Annotated in this window: 22 protein-coding genes; 9 read left to right on the top strand and 13 right to left on the bottom strand. The window is 70.9% G+C overall.

Annotation, left to right across the window (positions count from 1 at the left end):
* Positions 1-96 precede the first annotated feature (96 nt).
* The 3 genes from AB0310_RS02640 to AB0310_RS02630 are packed head-to-tail and all read right to left on the bottom strand — an operon-like array spanning position 97 to position 2,353.
* On the bottom strand, positions 97-1,398 hold the full coding sequence (locus AB0310_RS02640; protein ID WP_366236530.1) for a GNAT family N-acetyltransferase: 1,302 nt from the start codon (positions 1,396-1,398) through the stop codon (positions 97-99).
* Between the two features lie 50 nt (positions 1,399-1,448).
* Positions 1,449-1,694 (bottom strand): zf-HC2 domain-containing protein, encoded by a 246-nt coding sequence (locus tag AB0310_RS02635; RefSeq protein WP_025103064.1) that lies wholly within the window; start codon positions 1,692-1,694, stop codon positions 1,449-1,451.
* Positions 1,691-2,353, bottom strand: a complete 663-nt coding sequence (locus AB0310_RS02630) for a sigma-70 family RNA polymerase sigma factor (protein ID WP_025103063.1) — start codon at positions 2,351-2,353, stop codon at positions 1,691-1,693. Before AB0310_RS02630 ends, AB0310_RS02635 begins: the two co-directional genes overlap by 4 nt.
* Before the next feature lie 66 nt (positions 2,354-2,419).
* Here AB0310_RS02630 and aroA point away from each other — a divergent pair, with 66 nt between their 5' ends.
* Genes aroA through bcp form a run of 3 tightly spaced genes read left to right on the top strand, consistent with a single transcriptional unit; the run spans position 2,420 to position 5,293 of the window.
* Positions 2,420-3,736 carry a 3-phosphoshikimate 1-carboxyvinyltransferase gene (aroA, locus tag AB0310_RS02625; protein WP_366236529.1) on the top strand — a complete coding sequence of 439 codons (1,317 nt, stop codon included), beginning with the start codon at positions 2,420-2,422 and terminating at the stop codon, positions 3,734-3,736.
* Between the two features lie 3 nt (positions 3,737-3,739).
* On the top strand, positions 3,740-4,810 hold the full coding sequence (gene rsgA / locus AB0310_RS02620) for a ribosome small subunit-dependent GTPase A (RefSeq protein ID WP_259955260.1): 1,071 nt from the start codon (positions 3,740-3,742) through the stop codon (positions 4,808-4,810).
* A gap of 9 nt (positions 4,811-4,819) precedes the next feature.
* Entirely contained in the window at positions 4,820-5,293 is a 474-nt protein-coding gene (gene bcp / locus AB0310_RS02615) for a thioredoxin-dependent thiol peroxidase (RefSeq protein WP_187663740.1), read from the top strand.
* 15 nt (positions 5,294-5,308) lie between these two features.
* On the opposite strand, the gene AB0310_RS02610 is transcribed toward bcp, so the two are convergent.
* A complete protein-coding gene (locus AB0310_RS02610) occupies positions 5,309-5,695 on the bottom strand; it encodes a hypothetical protein (protein WP_187663739.1) in 387 nt (128 codons plus the stop codon).
* Between the two features lie 229 nt (positions 5,696-5,924).
* On the opposite strand from AB0310_RS02610, the gene AB0310_RS02605 reads away from it, so the two are divergent.
* Positions 5,925-6,173: a WhiB family transcriptional regulator gene (locus tag AB0310_RS02605; protein ID WP_017203224.1), complete on the top strand. Its 249-nt coding sequence runs from the start codon at positions 5,925-5,927 to the stop codon at positions 6,171-6,173.
* Between the two features lie 59 nt (positions 6,174-6,232).
* On the opposite strand, the gene AB0310_RS02600 is transcribed toward AB0310_RS02605, so the two are convergent.
* The gene (locus AB0310_RS02600; protein ID WP_187663738.1) at positions 6,233-7,717 is read right to left on the bottom strand and encodes a sensor histidine kinase; all 1,485 of its coding nucleotides are present in this window, start codon (positions 7,715-7,717) and stop codon (positions 6,233-6,235) included.
* A 24-nt stretch (positions 7,718-7,741) separates the two neighbouring features.
* Positions 7,742-8,128 (bottom strand): Rv3235 family protein, encoded by a 387-nt coding sequence (locus AB0310_RS02595; protein ID WP_187663737.1) that lies wholly within the window; start codon positions 8,126-8,128, stop codon positions 7,742-7,744.
* Between the two features lie 185 nt (positions 8,129-8,313).
* Between AB0310_RS02595 and AB0310_RS02590 the strand changes: the two genes are divergently transcribed.
* Positions 8,314-8,928, top strand: coding sequence for a hypothetical protein (locus tag AB0310_RS02590; protein ID WP_187664133.1), 615 nt, complete (start codon positions 8,314-8,316; stop codon positions 8,926-8,928).
* 3 nt (positions 8,929-8,931) lie between these two features.
* Here the strand turns inward: AB0310_RS02590 and AB0310_RS02585 are convergent, their stop codons facing one another.
* Positions 8,932-9,210 (bottom strand): helix-turn-helix domain-containing protein, encoded by a 279-nt coding sequence (locus tag AB0310_RS02585; protein WP_259955251.1) that lies wholly within the window; start codon positions 9,208-9,210, stop codon positions 8,932-8,934.
* A gap of 98 nt (positions 9,211-9,308) precedes the next feature.
* Here AB0310_RS02585 and AB0310_RS02580 point away from each other — a divergent pair, with 98 nt between their 5' ends.
* Both AB0310_RS02580 and AB0310_RS02575 read left to right on the top strand, forming a co-directional pair.
* Positions 9,309-9,929 carry an SAF domain-containing protein gene (locus tag AB0310_RS02580; protein WP_366236528.1) on the top strand — a complete coding sequence of 207 codons (621 nt, stop codon included), beginning with the start codon at positions 9,309-9,311 and terminating at the stop codon, positions 9,927-9,929.
* Positions 9,926-10,747: a P-loop NTPase gene (locus AB0310_RS02575; protein WP_366236527.1), complete on the top strand. Its 822-nt coding sequence runs from the start codon at positions 9,926-9,928 to the stop codon at positions 10,745-10,747. Before AB0310_RS02580 ends, AB0310_RS02575 begins: the two co-directional genes overlap by 4 nt.
* Positions 10,748-11,095: 348 nt before the next feature.
* Here AB0310_RS02575 and AB0310_RS02570 read toward each other — a convergent pair whose 3' ends face one another.
* Positions 11,096-12,322 carry a pyridoxal phosphate-dependent aminotransferase gene (locus tag AB0310_RS02570; RefSeq protein WP_268776529.1) on the bottom strand — a complete coding sequence of 409 codons (1,227 nt, stop codon included), beginning with the start codon at positions 12,320-12,322 and terminating at the stop codon, positions 11,096-11,098.
* 67 nt (positions 12,323-12,389) lie between these two features.
* A complete protein-coding gene (gene secA / locus AB0310_RS02565; protein ID WP_366236526.1) occupies positions 12,390-15,194 on the bottom strand; it encodes a preprotein translocase subunit SecA in 2,805 nt (934 codons plus the stop codon).
* Between the two features lie 190 nt (positions 15,195-15,384).
* On the opposite strand from secA, the gene AB0310_RS02560 reads away from it, so the two are divergent.
* Positions 15,385-16,017, top strand: a complete 633-nt coding sequence (locus AB0310_RS02560) for a PadR family transcriptional regulator (protein ID WP_280566171.1) — start codon at positions 15,385-15,387, stop codon at positions 16,015-16,017.
* Positions 16,018-16,089: 72 nt separating this feature from the next.
* Positions 16,090-17,415 (top strand): coiled-coil domain-containing protein, encoded by a 1,326-nt coding sequence (locus tag AB0310_RS02555; protein WP_259955246.1) that lies wholly within the window; start codon positions 16,090-16,092, stop codon positions 17,413-17,415.
* A gap of 64 nt (positions 17,416-17,479) precedes the next feature.
* Here the strand turns inward: AB0310_RS02555 and hpf are convergent, their stop codons facing one another.
* The 4 genes from hpf to mtrB form a co-directional block, all read right to left on the bottom strand.
* Entirely contained in the window at positions 17,480-18,136 is a 657-nt protein-coding gene (gene hpf, locus AB0310_RS02550) for a ribosome hibernation-promoting factor, HPF/YfiA family (RefSeq protein ID WP_085607163.1), read from the bottom strand.
* A 131-nt stretch (positions 18,137-18,267) separates the two neighbouring features.
* Positions 18,268-18,915, bottom strand: coding sequence for a ComF family protein (locus AB0310_RS02545; protein ID WP_366236525.1), 648 nt, complete (start codon positions 18,913-18,915; stop codon positions 18,268-18,270).
* A gap of 91 nt (positions 18,916-19,006) precedes the next feature.
* A complete protein-coding gene (locus AB0310_RS02540) occupies positions 19,007-20,725 on the bottom strand; it encodes an LpqB family beta-propeller domain-containing protein (RefSeq protein WP_366236524.1) in 1,719 nt (572 codons plus the stop codon).
* The gene (gene mtrB, locus AB0310_RS02535; RefSeq protein WP_187663727.1) at positions 20,722-22,401 is read right to left on the bottom strand and encodes an MtrAB system histidine kinase MtrB; all 1,680 of its coding nucleotides are present in this window, start codon (positions 22,399-22,401) and stop codon (positions 20,722-20,724) included. Before mtrB ends, AB0310_RS02540 begins: the two co-directional genes overlap by 4 nt.
* Positions 22,402-22,407: the final 6 nt, after the last annotated feature.

The following is a 22,407-nucleotide window of genomic DNA, read 5'->3' as shown; positions in this document are numbered from 1 at the left end:
CGCCGCCGCGGGGGCCGCCCGCTGCCTCCCCCTGCCGCCCCTGCCTCTGCGGGGCGGCGGGGGGGGGGCGCCCCCCCCCTTCTCGTCGTCCGGGGATCAGTACCAGATGTCGAGGGACGGAGCCGGGAAGGCGACGAACGCGCGGTCCAGGGCCTCGACGACCGCGGGCGCGCCGGCGATCCGGCCCGCACCGTGCAGCGCGGCGACACGGATACTGCCTGCGTAGATCGACGAGAGCGCGGAGACGTCGAGGACGAGGTCCGCCCCGGTATCCGGAGCCGCCTCGACGCGCGCCCGCCCCTCGGCGTCGATGCGCAGACGCCACGTGCCCGCCGCGAAACCGAGCGCGTCCTCGATGCGGAGCACCGTGTCCAGGGGCGCGGCGTAGGACCGGGCCGTGAGCGCGGCGGGGACGTCCAGGACGCGGAGCCAACCGTGGTCGTGCACCTCCTGGGTGACCCCGCGCGGGTCTCCGACGAGCCACGGCAGCGGGTCGTCGAGAGGACGGAGGTCGGCGGTCACCTCGTCCACGAGATCGTGCTGCAGCGCGAATCGCCACAATGCGGCCGTCGCCTCCGCCGTCTCGCCGACGAGCAGACGCACGTGCAGCGCGAACCGGAAAGTGCCCCCGCGCTCGGCGAGGTGGAGCGCCATCACGCCGCGCACCTGCCCGGACTCGTCGCGATAGCGGATACCGCGCACCCGGTCCCGGTCGGTGTCTGTGCTCGCGAGCCCGCTGATGCCCGCCCAGCGGGCCGGCCATCCGGGGACCTGCCCCGATCGGGCGATACGCGCCCGCTCGTGCGCCTCCGCCAGCGCGGCCGCGAGCTCTTCGCGCTCGAGGTACTCGACGCCGCCCGCGGGACTGGGCCCCGCCCATCCGGCGCGGCGGACGTCGACGGTGAACCGCGACACCGGGACGGCAGAGCCGAAGCCGTACCGTCCGTAGATCGTCGCCTCGGACACCGTGAGCCCGGCGACCGGGAGACCGGCGTCGGAGGCGGCGCGCAGCTCCCCCTCCAGCAGCGCCCGCGCGATGCCACGACGACGATGGGTGCCGGCCACAGTGACTCCGCTGATCGCCCACATGCCGATCTCACCGCCGGGGATCGTCAGCGGAGTCACCCAGGAGTCGATGGTCGCCACGGGGAAACGGTCGGCCGGGGTGTCGGGCTCGTACACGCCGATGTTGCGCCGGCTCCTCAGGGTGCCGACGCCTTCCTCGCGAGCCGCCTCCGAGGGGTCGGCGCCGAGGAACCCGCGCGCCATCGCTCGCTGGAAGGCGGCCACCCGCGCCGAGTCCGTCGTATCGAGGACCCGGTAGTCGAGGTCCTGTGCCGCGAGACGGTCGACGGATGTCTGGTCAGCGGGGATCCCGCGCGCATCGATGAGGGCCATGCACACAGCCTACGGGCGGTCTCCGACGCCCCGCACGCGCTCGCAGCGCCTCAGTGCTGTGCGGCCTGGACCTCGCGCAGCCGGGCGAACACCTGGTCGCGCAGCTCCTCGGGAGCGGTCTCCTTGCAGGCACGGGCGATGACCTCGGTGAGGGTCGTCGCCACCAGAGCCTCGTCCCGGCACGCCGGGCAGTTCTCCAGGTGCTCGCGGATCTCGGCGTGCTCCGTCTTGCACACCTCATTGCGGAGGTACTCCTCCAGATCCTGACGGGCCTTGTCGCAGCCGCAGTCGCTCATTTCTTGCTCCTCGGGTCAGCCGCGGCGATTCCCCGCTCCGCGGCGTAGTCGGCCAGCAGCTCCCGCAGCATCCGCCTGCCACGGTGCAGACGGCTCATGACGGTGCCGATGGGGGTCTTCATGATGTCGGCGATCTCCTGGTACGCGAAACCCTCGACGTCGGCGAGGTACACCGCGAGACGGAAGTCCTCCGGGACCGCCTGCAGCGCGTCCTTGACGACCGACGCCGGCATGCGGTCGATGGCCTCGGCTTCGGCCGACCGGCTGTGCGAGGCCGTCGTCGACTCGGCGCCGCCGAGCTGCCAGTCCTCGAGCTCGTCGATGGTGCCCTGGAACGGTTCGCGCTGCCGCTTCCGGTAGATGTTGATGTACGTGTTGGTGAGGATCCGGTACAGCCACGCCTTCAGGTTCGTTCCCTGCGCGAAGGTCGACCACGACCCGTAGGCCTTGACAAAGGTCTCCTGCACGAGATCGGCGGCGTCCGCGGGATTGCGCGTCATGCGCATCGCGGCGGCGTAGAGCTGGTCCATGAAGGGGAGCGCCTGCTCCTCGAACTCGCGCCGAGGGTCGCCGACGGTGGCTGCGGTTGCGGTGTCGTCCATCACCGGCCAGTCTAGGCGGCTGAGGTCGATCACCTCGCGTTCCAGCGTCGCAGGCATCCTCTTCCCTTCGCACCGAAGCCGCCTCTCACGAGGACGGCGTTGCGTTTACTAAGGTGAGAACCGATGAGCGCCAAAAGGTATTCCCCCACCCGTGTGCAGGGCGCCTACCCCGCGCCCACGATCGACGGCCCGGTCCACGCCGAGCTCACGATCCCCGGGTCCAAGTCCCTCACCAACCGCGAACTCCTCATCGCGGCCATCGCGGACGGCCCCGGCCGCCTGATCGCGCCGCTGCACTCTGACGATTCGCAGCGCATGGTGGAGGCCCTCCGCGCGCTCGGCGTCGGCATCGAGGAGGTCGACGCCGGCCACGAGTTCGGTCCCGACCTCGTGATCACGCCCGGCAAGCTCCGCGGCGGCACGACGATCGACTGCGGCCAGGCCGGGACCGTCATGCGCTTCATCGCGCCGCTGGCCGGCCTCGCCGAGCAGGACGTCCACCTCACCGCGCACGAGACGGCTCTGCACCGACCCATGGGCGGGCTCATCAGCGCCCTGCGCGACCTCGGCGTCGACATCGACGACGAGGGAACCTGGGCCCTCCCGTTCACCATCCGCGGCCACGGTCACATCCGCGGCGGTCGCGTGGAGATCGACGCGTCGGCCTCCAGCCAGTTCGTGTCCGGGCTGCTTCTGGCCGCTCCACGCTTCGACGTCGGCCTGCACCTCGTGCACACCGGCGAGCGGCTGCCGAGCCTGCCGCACATCGACATGACCATCGAGGCCCTCAGCCGCCGTGGCATCCGCATCGAGCGCCCCGCGGTCGGCGAGTGGCTGGTGGAGGCCGGGGTCCCCCGCGCCAAGGAGATCCCCATCGAGCCGGATCTCTCCAATGCGGCACCGTTCCTCGCGGCCGCGCTCGTCACCGGCGGCTCCGTCGCGATCACCGGCTGGCCGGCGCACTCGACGCAGCCCGGCGCGCTGCTGCCCGAGATCCTGCAGGCTGCAGGCGCCCACGTCAGCCGTCACGGCGGGGTCCTCACCGTGCGCGCCGGTTCCGGCATCCGCGGGCTCGATCTCGACCTCTCCGCCGCCAGCGAGCTGACGCCGACCCTCGTGGGTCTCGCGGCCTTCGCCGACGGCCCCACGACGATCCGGGGCATCGGCCACATCCGCCTCCACGAGACCGATCGCATCGCGGCGCTCGTCGGCAACCTGCGCGCTCTGGGCGGGACCGCCGAAGAGCTCCCCGACGGCATCCGCATCGTGCCGGGCCCGCTCCGCGGTGGCTCCTGGGCGGCGCACCACGACCATCGGATGGCGACGACCGGCGCGCTCATCGGCCTCCGCGTCCCCGACGTCGTGATCGACGACATCGGCACCACCGCCAAGACCCTCCCGGAGTTCACCATGCTCTGGGAGCGGATGCTGCGAGGCTGACGGGTGAGCTGGCTGAACGACGCCGACGACCTCGAGGACGACTTCGAGGACTACGACGAGAGCAGCATCCGGACCCGCCCGAACCCGAAGGCCAACCGACCGCGCACCAAGCGGCGCCCCGCGCACGAGGACGCGCAGGTCGGCCGCGTCTTGGGTGTGGACCGGGGCCGGTACTCCGTGCTCCTCGACGAGGACACCCCGCAGGAGCGCACGATCACCGCCGCCCGCGCCCGCGAGCTGCGGCGCACGCCGATCGTCACGGGCGACCAGGCCCGCGTCGTCGGCGACACCTCGGGAGACGAGGGCACGCTCGGGCGGATCGTGGGGATCGTCGAGCGGACCTCGCTCCTGCGTCGCAGCGCCGACGACACCGACGAGGTCGAACGGGTGATCGTGGCGAACGCGGACCAGATGCTCATCGTCGTCGCCGCGGCCGATCCCGAGCCGCGTGCCCGCCTGGTCGACCGCTACCTCGTGGCGGCCCTCGACGCCGGGATCCGCCCCCTCCTCGTGGTGACGAAGACCGATCTCGCCGACCCGGCGCCCTTCCTCGCGCACTTCGACGGCCTCGACCTCCGCGTCTTCACGAGCGCACAGGACGAGATGCCCGTCGACGAGATCGGCGCGGCGCTCATCGGCCACTCGACCGTCTTCGTCGGGCACTCCGGCGTGGGCAAGTCGACCCTCGTGAACGCCCTGGTCCCGACCGCGGGCCGCGCCACCGGACACGTGAACCAGGTCACCGGCCGGGGACGCCACACCTCCTCCTCCACCGTGTCCCTCCGCTACGAGGGCCCGGGCGGCACGGGCTGGGTCATCGACACCCCCGGCGTGCGCTCCTTCGGGCTGGGGCACGTCGAGCCCGCGAACATCCTCGCCGCCTTCACCGAGCTCGCCGTCATCGCGGAGGACTGCCCGCGCGGCTGCACGCACCTGCCGGACGCGCCGGACTGCGCCCTCATCGAGGCAGCGGAGCGCGGCGAGCTGAGCGAGACGGGGCGGGCGCGGCTGGACTCGCTGCAGCGGCTGCTGCAGACCTTCGCCGACAAGGCGGAGCAGCCGCCCGGACGGTAGGCTGGGGGCGTGACCGAACGCCTGGAAACCGGAACCGCCGCCCCCGACTTCTCGCTGCTCGACCAGGACGGGAACACCGTCCGGCTGGCCGATCTGCGCGGCACGAAGACCGTGCTGTACTTCTACCCCGCGGCGATGACCCCGGGGTGCACCACCGAGGCCTGCGACTTCCGCGACAGCATCTCTTCGCTCCAGGGCGCCGGGTACCAGGTCGTCGGCGTCTCGAGGGACGAGCCTGCGAAGCTGGCCGCCTTCCGCGACCGCGACGGTCTCACCTTCCCGCTGCTCAGCGACCCCGACCACGCAGTGCACGAGGCGTACGGCGCCTGGGGCGAGAAGATGAACTACGGCAAGGTCGTCGAAGGCGTCATCCGCTCGACCTTCGTCCTCGACGAGGACGGCATCATCACGAGTGCCCAGTACAACGTGAAGGCCACCGGCCACGTCGCGCGTCTGCGCAAGCAGCTCGGCATCGACGCCTGACGCGTCGCGGCGGAGTCACTCCGCTTCGCGCCTCGTCCCCTCACGGCGTGCGCTCGCGATGAGGAGGGCGAAGCCGGCGACGGCGGGAACCCCGAGGCCGAGCACGAACACCCACGGGATCGGCGGCAGCGTGAGGGCGCCGAGCGCCAGGGCGATCGCGAGGACCTGGAACACCACCCCGCCCGATCGCGCCCAGGAGCGCCCGGCGCGGGTGCCGAAGGCGAAGGCTCCCAGTGCCGCGGCACCGATCAGGGTCAGGACGATGAGAGCGATGGCCGTCGGCAGCGATGCGGCGTCCCCTGCCCCGAGTCCCGCCATCTCGATGGCCGCGAAGACGAGCAGGGCGACCGCTTCGACGGCCAGGACGGCGGCGGCGGCGCGGGCGATTCCCGGTGCGCGCACGTGGTCCTCCCGGGGATCGAATGACGAGAAAACCCTTGATTTCAGGGTATTCATGTAACAGAATAGAGAAAGTCATGTGCTCCCACAGCGGCGTGGGGCGAACGTTCGCGTTCGCATCACAATCAGCGGGCATCCGCCCGTATCTCAACAGGGTAGCGGAACCCGAACCGTCGCCCGAATCGAGAGGTCGCATCGCGACATCTCATGAAATCCACACCGAGGAGCCCCCATGGACTGGCGTGACAAGGCCGCCTGCCTGACCGTCGACCCCGAACTGTTCTTCCCGGTCGGCAACACCGGCCCGGCCGTCGACCAGATCGAGAAGGCGAAGACCGTCTGCGCGACGTGCACGGTCACCGAGATCTGCCTGCAGTACGCCCTGGAGACGAGCCAGGACTCGGGCGTCTGGGGCGGCCTGTCCGAGGACGAGCGCCGCGCGCTCAAGCGCCGCGCCGCCCGCGCCCGCCGCGCCTCCTGAGATCCGAGAAGCGGCCTGAGACACCGTCTCAGGCCGCTTCTGCGTGTTCCGACGAGGCGTCAGCGCTCGAGCCAGCGCAGCGGGATGTCGATGACCACCTCGGTCCCCTCACCCTCGCTCCCCCGCCAGTCGATCGTGCCGCCGAGCTCGCCCTGGATCAGCGTGCGGATGATCTGCGTGCCGAGGCCCTGACCGATCCGGCCCTCCGGGAGCCCGTGGCCGGTATCGCGAACCGTCACCCGGAGGTTGTCCTCGGTGCGCTTCGCGTCGATCGTGACGACGCCCTCCTGCCCGGCGAGGCCATGCTCCACCGCGTTCGTGACCACCTCCGTCAGGGCGAGGGCGAGCGGCGTGGCGTATTCGCTCGGGAGCACGCCGAAGTGTCCCGTCGACTGCGTGCGGGCCCGCGTGTTGGGAGCCGACGCCACCTCGGCGACGAGCTTGAGGACACGATGGAAGACCTCGTCGAAGTCGACCTTCTGCGTGAGGCCCTGAGCGAGGGTGTCGTGGACGACCGCGATCGCATCGACGCGGCGCATGGCCTGCGTGAGAGCATCCCGCGCCTCGTCGGAGTGCGTGCGTCGCGCCTGGATCCGGAGCAGGGACGCCACCGTCTGCAGATTGTTCTTGACCCGGTGGTGGATCTCGCGGATCGTCGCGTCCTTGGTGATGAGCTCCTGCTCCTGGTGACGCAGCTCCGAGACGTCGCGGCAGAGCACGATCGCCCCGATGCGGGTGCCGTGATCCTTCAGGGGGATGGCACGGAGGGAGACCGTCACCCCCCGCGCCTCGATGTCGGTCCGCCAGGGCGCCCGCCCCGTGACCACCACGGGCAGCGACTCGTCCACCTGGCGGGACGGCGGGACGAGCCGGGTGGTCACCTCGGCCAGGGACTCGCCCTCCAGCTCGTCGTCGAAGCCCATCCGATTGAACGCGGACAGGGCGTTGGGGCTGGCGAAGGTCGTGATGCCGTCCACGTCGATCCGGATGAGACCGTCCGATGCCCGAGGCGCACCGCGGCGCGGCGATGTCGGCGCTGCAGGGTCGGGGAAGCTGCCGTCCGCGATCATGCGGAACAGGTCGTTGGCACACTCGTCGAAGGTGATCTGCTGACGCGACGGCGTGCGGACCTCCCCGAGGTTGGTGTGCCGCGTCACCACCCCGATCACGCGCGGAGCCTTGTCCTCGCCGCGCCGCTCGATCACGATCGGGACCGCGCGCACCCTGGTCGGTGTCTCCTCGAACCAGTCGGGCGAGGACGAGTCGACGATCTCCGCCGACTCGAAAGCGCCGTGCACCTGCGTGCGCCACTGCGGGCGCACCCGCTCCCCGACGATGTCCCGGTAGAAGAGCGTCGCCGCACCGCTCGGTCGCGCGTGAGCGACGGCGACGAAAGAGCCGTCGTCCGTCTGGATCCACAGGACGATATCGGCGGAGGCGAGGTCCGCGAGGAGCTGTCCGTCACCGGCGAGCCGGTGCAGCCACTCCACGTCGTCGTCGGTCAGAAGGCCCTGGGCCTGGGCGAGATCACTGAGGGTTGACACCTCACCAGCCTAGGCTCCCCCGCCTCAGAGGATGGCGAGCGACGTCGCGCGCCACCGTCGGTCCAGTCCCTCGAGTCGGATGGCCACGGCACGGGTGCGCCCCGGGCCCGCGACCACGACGACCGCCTCGACGATGCCGTCCCGTGGGTGCGTCACCCGCACCGTCCGGATGACGAAGGTGGGTCGGGTCGGCGCGACACCGCGAGCACTGCGCGCACGGGCGGCGAGGTTGGCCCTGGTGACGACGCTGCGGTACGCCTCCTCGCTGAACCAGCGGGCGAGCTGATCCACCTCCCGCACTCCGGCGAGGGCCTCGAGAGCCCCCTGGGTGAGGCTCCGCACGAGGAGCACGGGGTCCGGAAGCTCATCGGCCGGAGTGGGCTGCGGTCCGAAGTACTCGGCCAGCATCATCTCGATCTCCCCTCGGAGGCGTCGGCGAGCCGTCAGTAGAACACGTTCCCGGTACGGCACGGTCGGCGCAGGAGGAGGTCTGTGGACAACCCGTAGATTCCGCGCTTCGGGCGAGGGCCGGGGCGACCGTCCGCGCGGATGTGGATAACTCGGACGACACGATGTCCGCCCCTACGCTCGGTCGGGTGCACTGGGATTCCCTCTTCGACGACCTGGAAGGACAGCTCGCCGCGGAGTGGGAGGCGGAACGCGCCGCCCGCGACGCCGAGTCCGAGCGACTCCGCATCGCTCGACTCGACCTGCGCGCTCGATTGCGCCATCTGTGCGCCGCGAACATCGAAGCGACACTCCACCTCGTCGACGGGGCTCACCTGCCCGTCGGCCTGCGGTCCCTGGGCGTGGACTGGCTCGCCGCCGTCTCGCGCGTGCCCCAGGGCGCGCGCGTGCCGAGCTCCATGCTGCTGATCCCGATGACATCCGTGCTCGGACTCACGCTCGACCACGGATCGATGCTGGGCAGCCTCGCCGACGACACGAACGGTGGAGCGACCACGCTCCGCGAACGGATGACCTTGGGGTTCGCCCTCCGCGACCTCGCGCGTCGCCGTCTTCCGGTGCAGCTCCGCCTCCTCGTCGGCGACGATCTCCACGGGACCATCGATCGCGCCGCCGCCGACCACCTCGATCTCGCCGAGCACGACAGCGGCGCCACCCGCCGGGCCGACGCGGTACGGGGCTTCCGGATCGTGCCGTACGCCGCCCTCGCCGCGATCCGCGTGCAGGGAGCTCCGACTCTCTGACGCTCAGGGACGCCGTGACGCGGCGGGTCCCCACAGCTCGGGGAAGCTCGCGGCCTGCGACTGCCGCCACAGGGCCATCCGCCGCGCCTCCTCCACCTGCGCGGCCAGGTACTCCTCGATGCTCGACTCCTCGATGCGCCAGCGCGCGGGTGCACCGAGGGGGGCGCCGCGAAGGTCTCCGGCATGGACGAGCGCGATCACCTCGTCCACATCGATGCTCAGCAGCTCTGCCACCTGCGCAGGCGCGAGGAAACGGGGGGTGTGCGGGTGCGGGGGTGTCATGCCCTCATTCTGGGCGCGCAGGGCGGAGGAGGTGCGGGGTGGCGAGAGCTTGTGGATAACTCGACGGCCCTGGTGGCCGCTTCTGTGACCATATCGCCATGGCCCCGCTCGCCCGTTCCCCTCGTCGCTTCCGCGGAGATGCCCGCTTCGCGGTGGGCATCGTGCTCGTCCTGGCGTCGATGGCCGGCGTCTGGTTCGTGCTCACCTCATCCGATCAGGCGACGCCGGTGCTCCAGGCGCAGCGCACGATCGTCCGCGGAGAAGTGCTCCGCGCCTCCGACTTCGCGACCGTCGATGTGGCGCTGGGGGCCGTGTCCGACGAGTACGTCCGGCCAGGCCAGCTCGACACGGGCCAGGTCGCGGCCCGGACGCTATCGGAGGGCGAGCTGGTGCCCAGGACGGCGATGACGACGGCAGCGGACAGCCGTACGACGACGGTCGTCGTCGCGAGCAGCGTGGGCCTTCCCGAAGACGTGGAGGCCGGAACCGAGGTCGAGATCTGGCGGGCGCCGCTGCGCGAGGACGGGCGCTCCTATGACGAGCCCCGCATCCTCGTCGGAGACGTCGTCGTGCGTGCCGTCCTCGAGCGGGAGGGGCTCCTGGCGGACACCACCGCGGAGCTGGAGATCGTGATCGACCGGAGCGATGTCGCCGCGGTCCTCGCCGCGGTCACCGGCGGTGCGGCACTCTCCGTGGTCCCGGTCGGGGCAGGGTCGTGAGCGTCGTCCTCATCGCGGTGGCCGCGCCGCGGGCCGACGAGCTGGTCGCCGAGCTGGAGTGGGAGGGCGTCTCGGCCGCCAGCATCCCCTCCGCCTCCGCGGCGATGATCACATCTCGTCTGCATCCGGAGGTGGAGGCCGTCGTCGTTCCCGCGAGCAGGGCTGTGCTGACCACCGAACTGCTGTCCACGTGCGACCGCGCCGGCATCCGCGTCCTCACACTCGGAGGCGCGGACGGTCGCGCCGCGATACGGATGGGCCTCGCCCCTCCCCTGCGCGCGGACGCAGCGGGGTGGGAGATCGCGGCGGCACTGTCCGCCGACCTTCAGCCCGGCGCCCCGGCTCCGTCGGCTCCGTCCCGGGTCATCGCCGTCTGGGGTCCGCACGGGGCGCCGGGGCGGTCGACGGTCGCCGTCCAGCTCGCCGTGGAGCTGGCGCGCCGCGGACGCCGGACGGCGCTGGTCGATGCGGACACCGTGGCCCCCGCTCTCGCGCTGCTCCTCGGGATGGACGATGATGCCCCGGGCCTCGCCGCCGCCTGCCGTCGCGCCGAGGCCGGCGCGCTCGATCCGGCGGAACTGACCCCCTCTCCACCCGCCTCGCAGCCGGAGGTGCCGAGGTCGATGTGCTGGCCGGGCTCAACCGCCCCAACCGCTGGCCGGAGCTGTCCGATGCGCGGGTCCGGGCGACGCTCTCCCTCTGCCGGACATGGACGGAGGAGACCGTCGTGGACGTCTCGGCCGCCGTCGACGCGGACGAGGAGGCGACCTACGACGTGGTCGGCCCGCGGCGGCACGCGGCGACCGTCGCAGCACTGAGCGAGGCGGACCGGGTCGTGGCGGTGGCGGCAGCGGATCCGTTGGGGATCAGCCGATTCCTCCGCGACCACGCCGAGCTCCGGCGCCTCGTGGGCCAGACGCCGGTGACGGTGGTCATGAACCAGGTCCGTCCCGGCCCCCTCGGCCTCGATGCCCGGAGTCAGATCCGTCGCACGCTGGAGCGCTTCGCCGGGCTCACCGACATCGTCTTCCTTCCCCTGGATCGGCGCGCCGTCGACGCGGCTCTCCTCCATGCCCGGCCGATCTCGGACGTCGCGCCGCGGTCGGCGCTCGTCACTGCCGTCCGTCGGCTCGCGGCCGGTCTCGAGCCGTCCGCCCCTCCGGCGACTACTGGCGGTAGCTCGACAGGAAGTTCCCGAGGCGCTCGACGGCTTCGCTCAGCACTCGCGGCTCTGGCAGGGTCACGAGCCGCAGGTGATCAGGCGTCGGCCAGTTGAACCCGGTGCCCTGCACGAGGAGGATGTGCTCCGAGACGAGCAGGTCGTAGACGAGTTTGGCGTCATCGCGGATCTCGTGCACGTTCGGGTCCAGTCGGGGGAACGCGTAGAGAGCGCCCTGGGGCTTCACGCAGGAGACGCCGGGAATGGCCTCCAACCCTTCCCAGGCGATGTCGCGCTGCTCGTGAAGACGCCCCGTCGGGGCGATGAGGGCGTCGATCGACTGGACTCCGGACAGCGCCGCCTGCACGGCATGCTGGGCAGGGACGTTCGGGCAGAGCCGGGTCGACGCCAGCAGGGTGATCCCCTCGATGAACCCCTTGGCATGGTCCTGGGGACCCGTGACGACCATCCATCCGGAGCGGTAGCCGGCGACGCGGTAGGTCTTGGACAGTCCGTTGAAGGTGAGGCAGAGCAGATCAGAGGCGAGAGTCGCCGTCGGGATGTGCACCGCGTCGTCGAAGAGGATCCGGTCGTAGATCTCGTCGGAGAGGATGAGGAGCTGGTGCTCCCGCGCGATCTGCACGAGTCCCTCCAGCACCTGCCGCGAGTAGACCACGCCGGTGGGGTTGTTCGGGTTGATGATCACGAGCGCCTTGGTGCGCGGGGTGATCTTCGACCGGATGTCCTCGAGATCGGGCTGCCAGTCGTCGTCCTCGTCGCAGAGGTAGTGCACGGGGGTGCCGCCGGCGAGGCTCGTCATGGCCGTCCAGAGCGGGTAGTCGGGGGCGGGGATGAGGACCTCGTCCCCTTCGTCCAGCAGCGCCTGCATGGTCATGGTGATCAGCTCGGAGACGCCGTTGCCGAGGTAGACGTCGTCCGGATCGAAACGCGGGAACCCGTCGATCTCCTCGTACCGGCTCACGACCGCGCGGCGAGCCGAGATGATGCCCTTGCTGTCGCTGTAGCCGTGGGCCGTGGGGAGCGCGGCGAGCATGTCGTGCACGATCTGATGCGGGGCGTCGAACCCGAAGATCGCCGGATTGCCGGTGTTCAGCTTGAGGATCCGGTGGCCCTCTGCTTCCAGTCGCGCCGCCTCGACGAGGGCGTTTCCGCGGATCTCGTACAGGACGTTCTTGAGCTTCGACGACTGGTCGAAGGTGCGCGATGGTGTCATCGATCAAGCCTACAGGGACGAAAGGAGGGCCAATCCGCACGGACTGGCCCTCCTTCTCACCCGGGGGCTACTTCTTCTTCTTGCTCTGCGCGCGGCGCTGCTCGCGGTTGCCCGCGGCCGGGGCGCTCTGCTCCGTGCGCTGCCCGAAGGCCCCGCGCGGAGCCTCCTCGGGCTCGGCGGCCTGCGGTGTCTGAGCGCGCGCGGCGGCCTGACGCATCCGGTCGGTCGCGGCCTGCTGCACCTGGCCCCGGTCGTTGCGGACCTCGACCTCTCCGGCGTCGTTGGCGGCCGAGTACTCCAGCCGCTGCTCTCCGCCGTCGTTGGCGAGGCCCTTCGCCTCGACCTCCGCGGTCTCGGCGTCGCCCGCGCGACGGACCTCGACCTCGAGGTTGTAGAGGTAGCCGACCGACTCCTCCTTGATCTGGCCCATCATCGACTGGAACATCGCGTAGCCCTCGCGCTGGTACTCGATGAGCGGGTCACGCTGAGCCATCGCCCGCAGGCCGATGCCGTCCTTGAGGTAGTCCATCTCGTACAGGTGGTCGCGCCAGCGGCGGTCGAGCACCTGCAGGACCACGCGACGCTCCAGCTCGCGGGTCGCGGCCTCGCCGAGCGACTCCTCGCGCTTCTCATACGCGATCTTCGCGTCCGAGAGCAGCTCGCGCGTGAGCCCCTCGGCGGTGATGCCGCCCTTGCGGCCTGCGGCCTCGGAGACGACCTCGTCGATCGTGACGCTCACCGGGTAGAGCGTCTTCAGCTCGGTCCAGAGGGCGTCGAAGTCCCAGCTCTCGTTGTGTCCCTCGCCCGTGTGGTCGCGCACGACGCCGCTGATCGCGTCCTCGATGAAGTGCTGCACGCGATCGGCGATGTCGTCGCCCTGGAGGATCTGACGACGGTCAGCGTAGATCGCCTCGCGCTGACGGTTGAGGACGTCGTCGTACTTGAGGACGTTCTTGCGCATCTCGGCGTTGCGGGCCTCGACCTGCGACTGCGCGCTGCGGATCGCGCGGGACACGAGGCCCGACTCGATCGGCACATCGTCCGGGAAGTTCGTGCGGGCCAGGATCGCCTCGGCGGCACCCGACTGGAACAGACGCATGAGGTCGTCGGTGAGGCTCAGGTAGAAGCGGCTCTCGCCCGGGTCGCCCTGACGGCCGGAACGACCTCGCAGCTGGTTGTCGATGCGGCGCGACTCGTGGCGCTCGGTGCCGAGCACATAGAGGCCACCGGCCTCGATGACCTTCTCGGCCTCCTCCTCGACGACCTTCTTCATCGCCTCGTAGGTCTCGTCCCAGGCGACCTCGTACTCCTCCGGCGTCTCCACCGGGTCGAGCCCCTTCGCCTTCAGCTCCTGCACCGCGAGGAACTCGGCGTTACCACCGAGCATGATGTCCGTGCCTCGACCGGCCATGTTCGTCGCGACCGTCACGGCACCGAGCCGACCGGCGCGGGCGACGATCTCCGCCTCGCGCGCGTGGTTCTTCGCGTTGAGGACCTCGTGCTTGACGCCCTTCTTCGCGAGCAGCCGCGACAGGTATTCGCTCTTCTCGACGCTGGTGGTGCCCACGAGCACGGGCTGACCGCTCGCGTGGCGCTCCGCGATGTCCTCGACGACCTGCGCGAACTTCGCCGCCTCGTTCTTGTACACGAGATCCGGCTGGTCCTTGCGGATCATCGGCCTGTTCGTGGGGATCGGGATGACGCCGAGCTTGTACGTCGACATGAACTCGGCGGCCTCGGTCTCGGCCGTACCGGTCATGCCGGCGAGCTTGTCGTAGAGGCGGAAGTAGTTCTGCAGCGTGACGGTGGCGAGGGTCTGGTTCTCGGCCTTGACCGGCACGCCCTCCTTCGCCTCGATCGCCTGGTGGATGCCCTCGTTGTAGCGGCGGCCGACGAGGATACGGCCGGTGTGCTCGTCGACGATCATGACCTCGTCGTTCATGACGACGTAGTCGGTGTCCTTCTTGAAGAGCGCGAGCGCCTTGATGGAGTTGTTCAGGAACGAGATCAGCGGCGTGTTGGCCGACTCGTAGAGGTTGTCGATGCCGAGGTAGTCCTCGACCTTCTCGATGCCGGGCTCCAGGACGCCGACGGTGCGCTTCTTCTCGTCGACCTCGTAGTCCTCGCCGGCGACGAGCGTGCGCGCGATCTTGGCGAACTCGGCGAACCAGCGGTTCGCCTCACCGGACGACGGCCCGGAGATGATCAGAGGCGTGCGTGCCTCGTCGATGAGGATGGAGTCCACCTCGTCGACGATCGCGAAGAAGTGCTCGCGCTGGACGAGGTCCTCCTTGCGCCAGGCCATGTTGTCGCGGAGGTAGTCGAAGCCGAACTCGTTGTTCGTCCCGTAGGTGATGTCGGCGGCGTACTGCTCGCGGCGCACGGCGGGCGTCTGCCCGGACACGATGATGCCCGTCGTCATGCCGAGCGCGCGGTAGACACGACCCATGAGCTCCGCCTGGTAGCTCGCGAGGAAGTCGTTCACGGTGATGACGTGCACGCCCTCGCCCGCGATCGCGTTCAGGTAGGCGGGGAAGGTCGCGACGAGGGTCTTGCCCTCACCGGTCTTCATCTCCGCGATGTTGCCGAGGTGCAGGGCCGCGCCACCCATGATCTGCACGTCGTACGCGCGCATGCCGAGCGTCCGCTTCGCGGCTTCGCGCACGGCGGCGAACGCCTCCGGCATGAGCTGGTCGAGCGTCTCGCCCTTCTCGTACCGGGCGCGCAGCTCGGCGGTCTCGTTGCGCAGCTCGTCGTCCGTGAGCTGGGAGATGTCCTCCTCGAGGGCGTTCACCGCCTTCACCACCTGGTTCAGACGGCGGATGATCCGCCCCTCACCTGCACGCAGCAGCTTCTCAAGAGGATTCGCCACGGATGTCATCTCCCTGTCATTGGGTCATTCGCCGGTCGTCGCGAGGCGAGCGACAGGCATGCTTTGCCATGTTACCGGGCTGTGACCTCCACGTCGCCTGCAAGGGCGGCCGCCGCGCCGCGTCAGAGAAATTGCCGGGTATGCATATACTCGGCACTGCTTTCCATCCACCATCCTCGGGAGACCGGTCATGTCCGTACGCCAGAGCCTGCTCGCCATCCTCGATCAGGGCCCCTGTTACGGCTACCAGCTGCGCCACGAGTTCGACCGCCGGACCGGGTCGACCTGGCCCCTCAACGTCGGCCAGATCTACAACACCCTGGAGCGACTCGAGCGCGACGGCCTCGTCCAGCGCGGGGAGGCCGACGACCACGGCCATGTCTACTGGCACATCACCGCAGCGGGCTCGGCCGAGGCGGCGCGCTGGCTCGCCGCCCCGGTGCTCCGCGCTCCGGCGACGCGCGAGGAGCTCGCCGTGAAACTCGCGGTCGCCGCCACGCTGCCCGGAGTGGATGCCGCGACCATCCTCCGCAGCCAGCGGGACGCCTCACAGCAGCGGCTGGACGAGCTGCGCCGCACGCCCTCCCCCGGGCTCGCGGCGGGCAGCCCCGAGGACCTCGCGTGGTCGCTCGTCCTCGACTCCCTCATCTGCGCGGCGGAAGCCGAGCTCCGCTGGCTCGATCAGGCGGAGGCCCGGCTCGCGCAGCACCCGCACCCCGAGATGGCGCTGGAACTGACCACCGAACGGCCCAAGAGGGGACGTCCGGCGAAGGCGACGCCGTTGGCCGTCGGCGGCGAGGACGCCGTCGCGGTGCCCGCCTGAGCTCCGCGGCGGGCCGTTCGCCTGAAGCGGATGCTCAGCCCGCGCGGGTGCCGGGGAAACTAGGATCAGCACATGGCTGGATTTTGGGGTAGACGCAAACGCGAACAGGAAGAACTCGCCGCGCAGGACGCGGACCTCGCCCGACGCGCGGAGCAGGCACTCGTCGCCGCCGACGAGCGGATCCGCACCACCTCCGACGAGCTCGTCTTCGCGGAGGCCGAGCTCGGCGAGTCCCTGACGTCCGACCTCAAGGCCGCGCTGCTGTCGGTCCGGACGCACCTGCGGGAGGCGTTCCAGCTCCACCAGCTCAACCACGACGAGATCCCGGACACCGATGAGGAACTGCGCACGCGGAACGCGCGGATCCTGCAGCTCTGCGACTGGGCCCAGGACCTGCTCGATGAGAAGACCACCGTGCTCGCGGAGTCGGTCGCGAAGGTGCGGCGAGCGCCCGAGATCATCGCGCAGGTGCGCGCCGACGCGGAGGCTCTGAGCGCCCGCATCCCACAGACGGACGAGACCGTATCCCGGCTGTCCGCCCGCTACTCCGACTCCGCCATGCATCAGATCACCGCGAGCGCCGCCGAGGCGGAGCAGCTGATCCGCTTCGCCACCCACAGCGCCGACATCTCGGAGCGCCGCCGTGCCGCGAAGCAGAACGAGGAGGCGAACCTCGCACTGGAGACGGCCACCGAGGCGACGCGCCGCGCCGGTGCCCTGCTCGATGCCGTCGAGGACTTCGAGATCGAGGCGCTGCGCGCCGAGTCGACGCTGGCCGAGGTCATCGCCGACTCCCGCAACGACCTCATCGCCGCGCGGACCGCTCCTTCCACGCCCGCCGTGGCAGAAGCCGTCGCGCGGCTGCAGGCGGCTCTGGCCGCGCTCACCCCCTCGGGGCAGCCCAACGATCCGTTCGCGGAGCTCTCCCAGCTGCGCGAAGCGAACGCGGGCCTCGACCACGCCATCGCCACGGCGCGACACCGGGCCGAGAACCCCCTGCCGTCCATCGCACAGGTGCAACACGCGATGGACGACGCCGACCGGCAGCTCGGCGTCGCCCGCGGCCTCATCGCCGGCCACCGCGGATGGATCGGCGCCGACGCCCGCACGCGTCTGGCCGAGGCCGAGCGGCTCCGGGTCGACCTGCCGGCTCTCCTGCCCGCCGAGGAGACGCGCGAAGCGGCCCTGGCGCAGGCCCGCAGGGTGGCCCACCTCGCCGCGGAGGCTCTCCAACTCGCACAGCGGGACATCGACTCCTCGCGCCCGCAGGATCAGGACTGGGGCGGGGGCTGGGGCGGCGGCCCCCGTCGCGGCGGCGGCATGGGCGGCGGCGACCTCGCCTCCGGTATCCTCGGCGGGCTCGTCATCGGCAGCCTCCTGGACGGCATCTTCGACTGACGCCCCCCGAGCTTCACACGGGAACGGCCCGATCCCCGCAGGGATCGGGCCGTTCCCGGTCCTGTCAGGAGGCGAGCGCCTCAGCGGGCGGAGCCTGCGTGCTGAGGGCGATGACACCGTAGTCCCAGCCCTTGCGGCGGTAGACCACGCTCGGGTGGTCGGTGCGCGCATCGACGAAGAGGAAGAAGTCGTGCCCGACGAGCTCCATCCGGTCGACGGCCTCCTCCACCGTCATCCACTCCGCCTCGAAGCTCTTCGTGCGGATGACGACCGGGGAGTAGTCCTCCTCCTCCTCGCTCTGCACGGGGATGCTCCCCGTCGCCACGGCGTGCAGCACCTCGGCGGAGGCGGGCTGCACGTCGATGCCCTCGAGCGAACCGCTGCCCTTCTCGAAGTGCGGGCCTCGCGGGTGCTGTCGTCCGTCGACGCGCTTCTCCTTCGCGCGGCGCAGCTGCTCGGTCATCTTGTCGATCGCGAGGTCGAGCGCCACGAACTTGTCGCCGTCGACGGCTTCGGCACGGACCACGGGGCCCTTCCCGACGAGCGTCAACTCGACCGTCTCGTCCGGGACTCGACCGTTGCGGTAGACCCGGTGCGTGACCTTCACGTCCAGGCGTTGCGCCTTGGCGGCGAGTGTCTGGATCTTGGCGATCTTCTCTTCGACGACGGTGCGGAAGCGATCGGTGATGCCCACTCCGACGCCCACGATGCTCGTTTCCATTGCTGCCTCCTTGTCCCGGTCCACCCGGCCAAGGGCGGACCGTGGTCGCCTTGTGACACCCCACCGTAGTCCGACCCGCGGCCGATGTCACGGCCCGAGACCCTGTGTCTGCGGTGAGTCTGCAATGAACCTCATCCGGATCGGGCCGACATCGGCGTGGCAGCGAGCGCGACGACCCCGGCGACGACGAATCCGGCGGCGACGAGGGCGCGGCTGGCCTCGTCGAGCGTGGCCCCCGTGGTCACGACGTCGTCCACCACGACCGCGGGTGCGCCGAGCCCTCGTCGGCGTGCGCGCATCGCGCCCCGGAGATTGTCCGCCCTCGCGACGGCAGACAGCTCCCGCTGGTCCCGCACCTGACGGGTGAGAGCGAGGACGCGCTGCGGCTCCGCACCGGCGGACCGGACGAGGAGCTCAGGGACGCGGTAGCCGCGCCGACGGAAGGCTGCCCGCGAGGTCGGGACGGGGATCACCCAGACTCCCGGTCCGACCGCAGGGAGGAGGACGGCGGAGAGGGCGGCGCCCAGCGGTCGTCCCAACGCGGTCTGCCCCGCTCCTTTCAGACTCCGGATGCAGGAAGCGGCCGGACCGTCCAGGTCGAGGGCGGCGCGGACCCGCAACCCGCCCGGGGTCCGCACGTCGCGCGGCCTCGGGGTGAGCGCGACCCGGCAGCTGTCGCAGAGCACGATGCCGGGCCGGTCGCATCCGGCACAGCTCGCCGCGAGCAGCAGCGCCCCGGTCTCCGCGACGAGCGCGCCCACTCGTGTCGTGAACCCCATGTCGAGATCCTGCCGTCAGGCGCGTGCTCCCGATAGCCATCCCCTTGTGGCGGGACTCGATCGGCGCCGAGGCCGTTCCGTGCAGGAGAGGTCATTCGCCGGCTCGTGTGGCCAGGACGGAGACGCCTTCCGCCACCTCCCGCCACGCCGATCCCGCGTGCGCGAACAGCTGCCCCGAGGTGTCCAGGATGCGCACACCCGCCGGAGTGCGGGCACCGGCGATCGACGCCGCATTGCTGGGTGCACTCTCGGCCGAGCCCGGTCCGCCGACCGGCTGCACGATCAGACGGGGCGTCGTGGAGTCGGTGAGCACGGCCAGCCGATCGGGCCCCAGCCAGACGAGCCCCGTCGACGGCTCGGTGAGCTGGAGCAGTTGTCGTACCTCACCGAGCTCTGTGGGCACACCGGCGCCGTCCCGGACGACCGCCGCGACGACCACCCAGAGCTGGCCGCCGACCCGGACGACAGCCGCGAGCCTGGCGCCGTCGGCGGCGACCCGCAGATCGGAGATGGACGAGGCGTTCGGCCACGCGCCGGCGACCTCGTGTCCGACCACATCGGGGCCGACGGCGAGCACCGCCTGCGGGGCTGACGCGGGCACCGACCACACGTAGCCGTAGGGGTCGAGGGACGGCTGCACGAGGCCGGACCGGGCATCCAGCTCGTTGCGTCCGTTCTCGGTCGCGAGGTACACGTGGCCGTCGTCGAGCTGCAGCGCTGCGGTCGCGTCGTCCGCGGCCACGTCGATCGCCTCGATCGGCTGCGTGACCGCCTGGATCTGCGCGCTGATCCCGGGGATCGAGGCGATCTCGTCGCCGACGATGCGGCCGAACCTGCCGTCCTTCAGCACGAGCGTCCCCGGCTCCGACGCGGTGCTGATGACATCGACGACCCCCGCGTCGAGCGCGCGGCCGTCGACGCTGAAACGCACCTGCGTGACGTTCACGCCCGCGGCCTTCAGCGTGGCCTGCAGCTGGGTGCGCATCCGGGCCAGCGTGGTCTCGTCCAGGCTGGCCGCGGGTCGGGTCAGCGCCACCTCGGCCGCCTGCCCCGTGATGAGCACCGCGTCCTGTGCCAGTTGGACGTCGGCGGGGAACGCGGTCTGCACCGCCGGATCCAGCCATTCCGCCGGGGTGCCGCTGATGAGCGCCTGCGTCACCGTCGTCGCCGGGCTCTGGCGTCGCGGGAACCACCGCATATCCGGGACGAGTCGGGACCAGCGCGCGTCGAACCACTGCAGCGAGTACCCCTCGAACACATTCGGGAACCGGCTCTGGTCGATCACCACGCCGTCGGGCGCCTCGGTGATCCGCCACTCGCCGTCCTCCCCCCTCGCGAGCACGAACGGCACGCTCGAGTCGCCGGGGGCACCGCTGTACGCCCCGGAGTCGTCCACGCTGGCGACCAGCTCGAGGAGGACCTGCACCTCGGCCTCCTCAGCGTCCTCCACCTGGTCGTCGGGGACGTTCGAGCTGAGGGTGCGGGCCTCGGGACCGGCGTCGATGGAGACCCCCGCCGATGGTCGCCAGCTGCGCTGCAGAGAAGGCGCCAGGAACTCCCGAGCCGTCGCCCAGTTGTCCGATGTCGTGATGCCGGCTTCGAGGAACCCCTCGACGATCTCCTCGGGGCCCGCCCCCGCGACGGGACCGGAAGCCACGGGGAGCACGTCGACGTCGTCCGGGGACTCCCCCAGCTGGAGACCGACCGCGACGTCGCCGCTCGTCGGCAGACCGGCGCACGCGGGAAGCAGCAGCGCGACCAGCGCCAGTGCGGCGCCACGGACGAATCGGCTCCTCGCGCGCGGGCTCATGACTGGTCCTTCCCGTCGAGCAGATCGGAATAGGTCTCGGCGATCGAGATCGGCTGCGTCGCGTCGCCGAGTTCTGTGAGGGGCTCCTGCGGCTCCACCGGGATCGGGCTCGGGCCGTCCAGCACCCGGTCGTGGCGGGGAATGGTCAGCACGAAGTGCGAGCCCACCCCCAGCTCCGACCACACGGCGAGGGTGCCGCCGTGCAGGGTGGCGTCGCCGAGGGCGATCGACAGGCCGAGCCCCGTGCCCCCGATGGTGCGCTGCCGCGACGGGTCGGCGCGCCAGAAGCGATCGAACACGCGTTCCGCGTCTCCGGGGTCCATCCCGAGCCCGAAGTCGCGCACGCCCGCGGCCACCGCGTGCTGGTTGCTGTCGACCGTGACGACGACCGGACGCCCTTCTCCATGCTCGATCGCGTTGCCGATCAGGTTCCGCAGCACGCGCCGCACACGACGCGGGTCCATATCCACCGGCGAGTAGCCGCCGGGCGCCACCAAGCGGATCTCCGTGCCATGCCCTTCCGCAAGAGGTCGCATCTGCTCGATGATGTCCTCTGCGAGTTGGGCGAGACTCGTCGCCTCCAGCTCGAGCTGCACGGACCCCGCGTCGTACCGACTGATCTCCAACAGGTCGGCCAGCAGCGTGTCGAACCGCTGCACCTGCGCGTGCAGGAGCTCGGCGGTGCGGGCGGTCGTGGGGTCGAACTCGTCGCGCTGGTCGTTGAGCATGTCGGCGGCGAGGCGGATCGTCGTCAGCGGGGTCCTGAGCTCGTGCGAGACGTCGGACACGAAGCGCTGCTGCACCATGGAGAGCTCGCCGAGCTCCTTGATCTGCGCCTCGATGCTGTCGGCCATGGCATTGAAGGAGCGCCCCAGCGTCGCGAGCTCGTCCTCGCCGTGCACCTCCAGTCGCACCCCGAGATCGCCCGCCGCGAGCCGCGCGCTCGTCTCGGCCGCCTGCACGATCGGGGTGGACACCGTGCGCAGCACGATCCAGGAGATGGCCGCGACGATGGCCACCAGCCCGATGCCGGCGATCCAGAGGGTGCGCTGCACGAACACGAGGGTCTGGTCGGCGTCGGCGAGGTCGTAGGCGAAGTAGATCTCGAAGGTCCCGGCCTGCGGCACCTGGAGCTGCTGCCCCACGACGATGCCCGGCACGACGCCGCCGTCCTCCGTGGGCAGGGCGACGGACTGCCAGGCCTGCCGGTCGTCGAACTCGCGGACCCTGGCCTGCAGCTCGGGGCTCAGCAGATCCGGCGTGAGCCCGGCGGTGAAGCCGTTGAGCCGGACCGTCCCCGAGCCGTCCTGGATCTTGAAGCCGGCGAGCAGGTCGGCGCTCGACGTGCGCGAGAGGGTGTCGGGGATGCCGTTCCACAGATCGGTGAGCGCGGCGGGGTCATCGCCCACCTCCGCCACGTCCAGGAGGGACTGCGCCTGGTCCACCGCGCGCCGTGCGTCCTCCAGGGCCACATTCTTCCGCGACACGAAGAGGTCGTTCTGGATGACCAGCGCCATCGTGACGCACGTGATGAGGATCGCCAGCGACGTGGCGACGAGGGTGATCGCGAGGGTGCGGAACCGGAGCGAGCGCCGCCACAGCGCCGCCAGCACGTCCGGCCAGCCGCGCCAGTCGCGGAGGACGGCGACGGCCGTGGTCGCAGTCGTCGCGGCCATGGGGTC

This window comes from Microbacterium meiriae, assembly GCF_040702565.1.
In the GTDB taxonomy this organism is placed as follows: Bacteria; Actinomycetota; Actinomycetes; order Actinomycetales; family Microbacteriaceae; genus Microbacterium; species Microbacterium meiriae.
The sequence above is the reverse complement of the archived record's forward strand: the minus strand, read 5'-3'. Positions and strand labels throughout refer to the sequence as shown.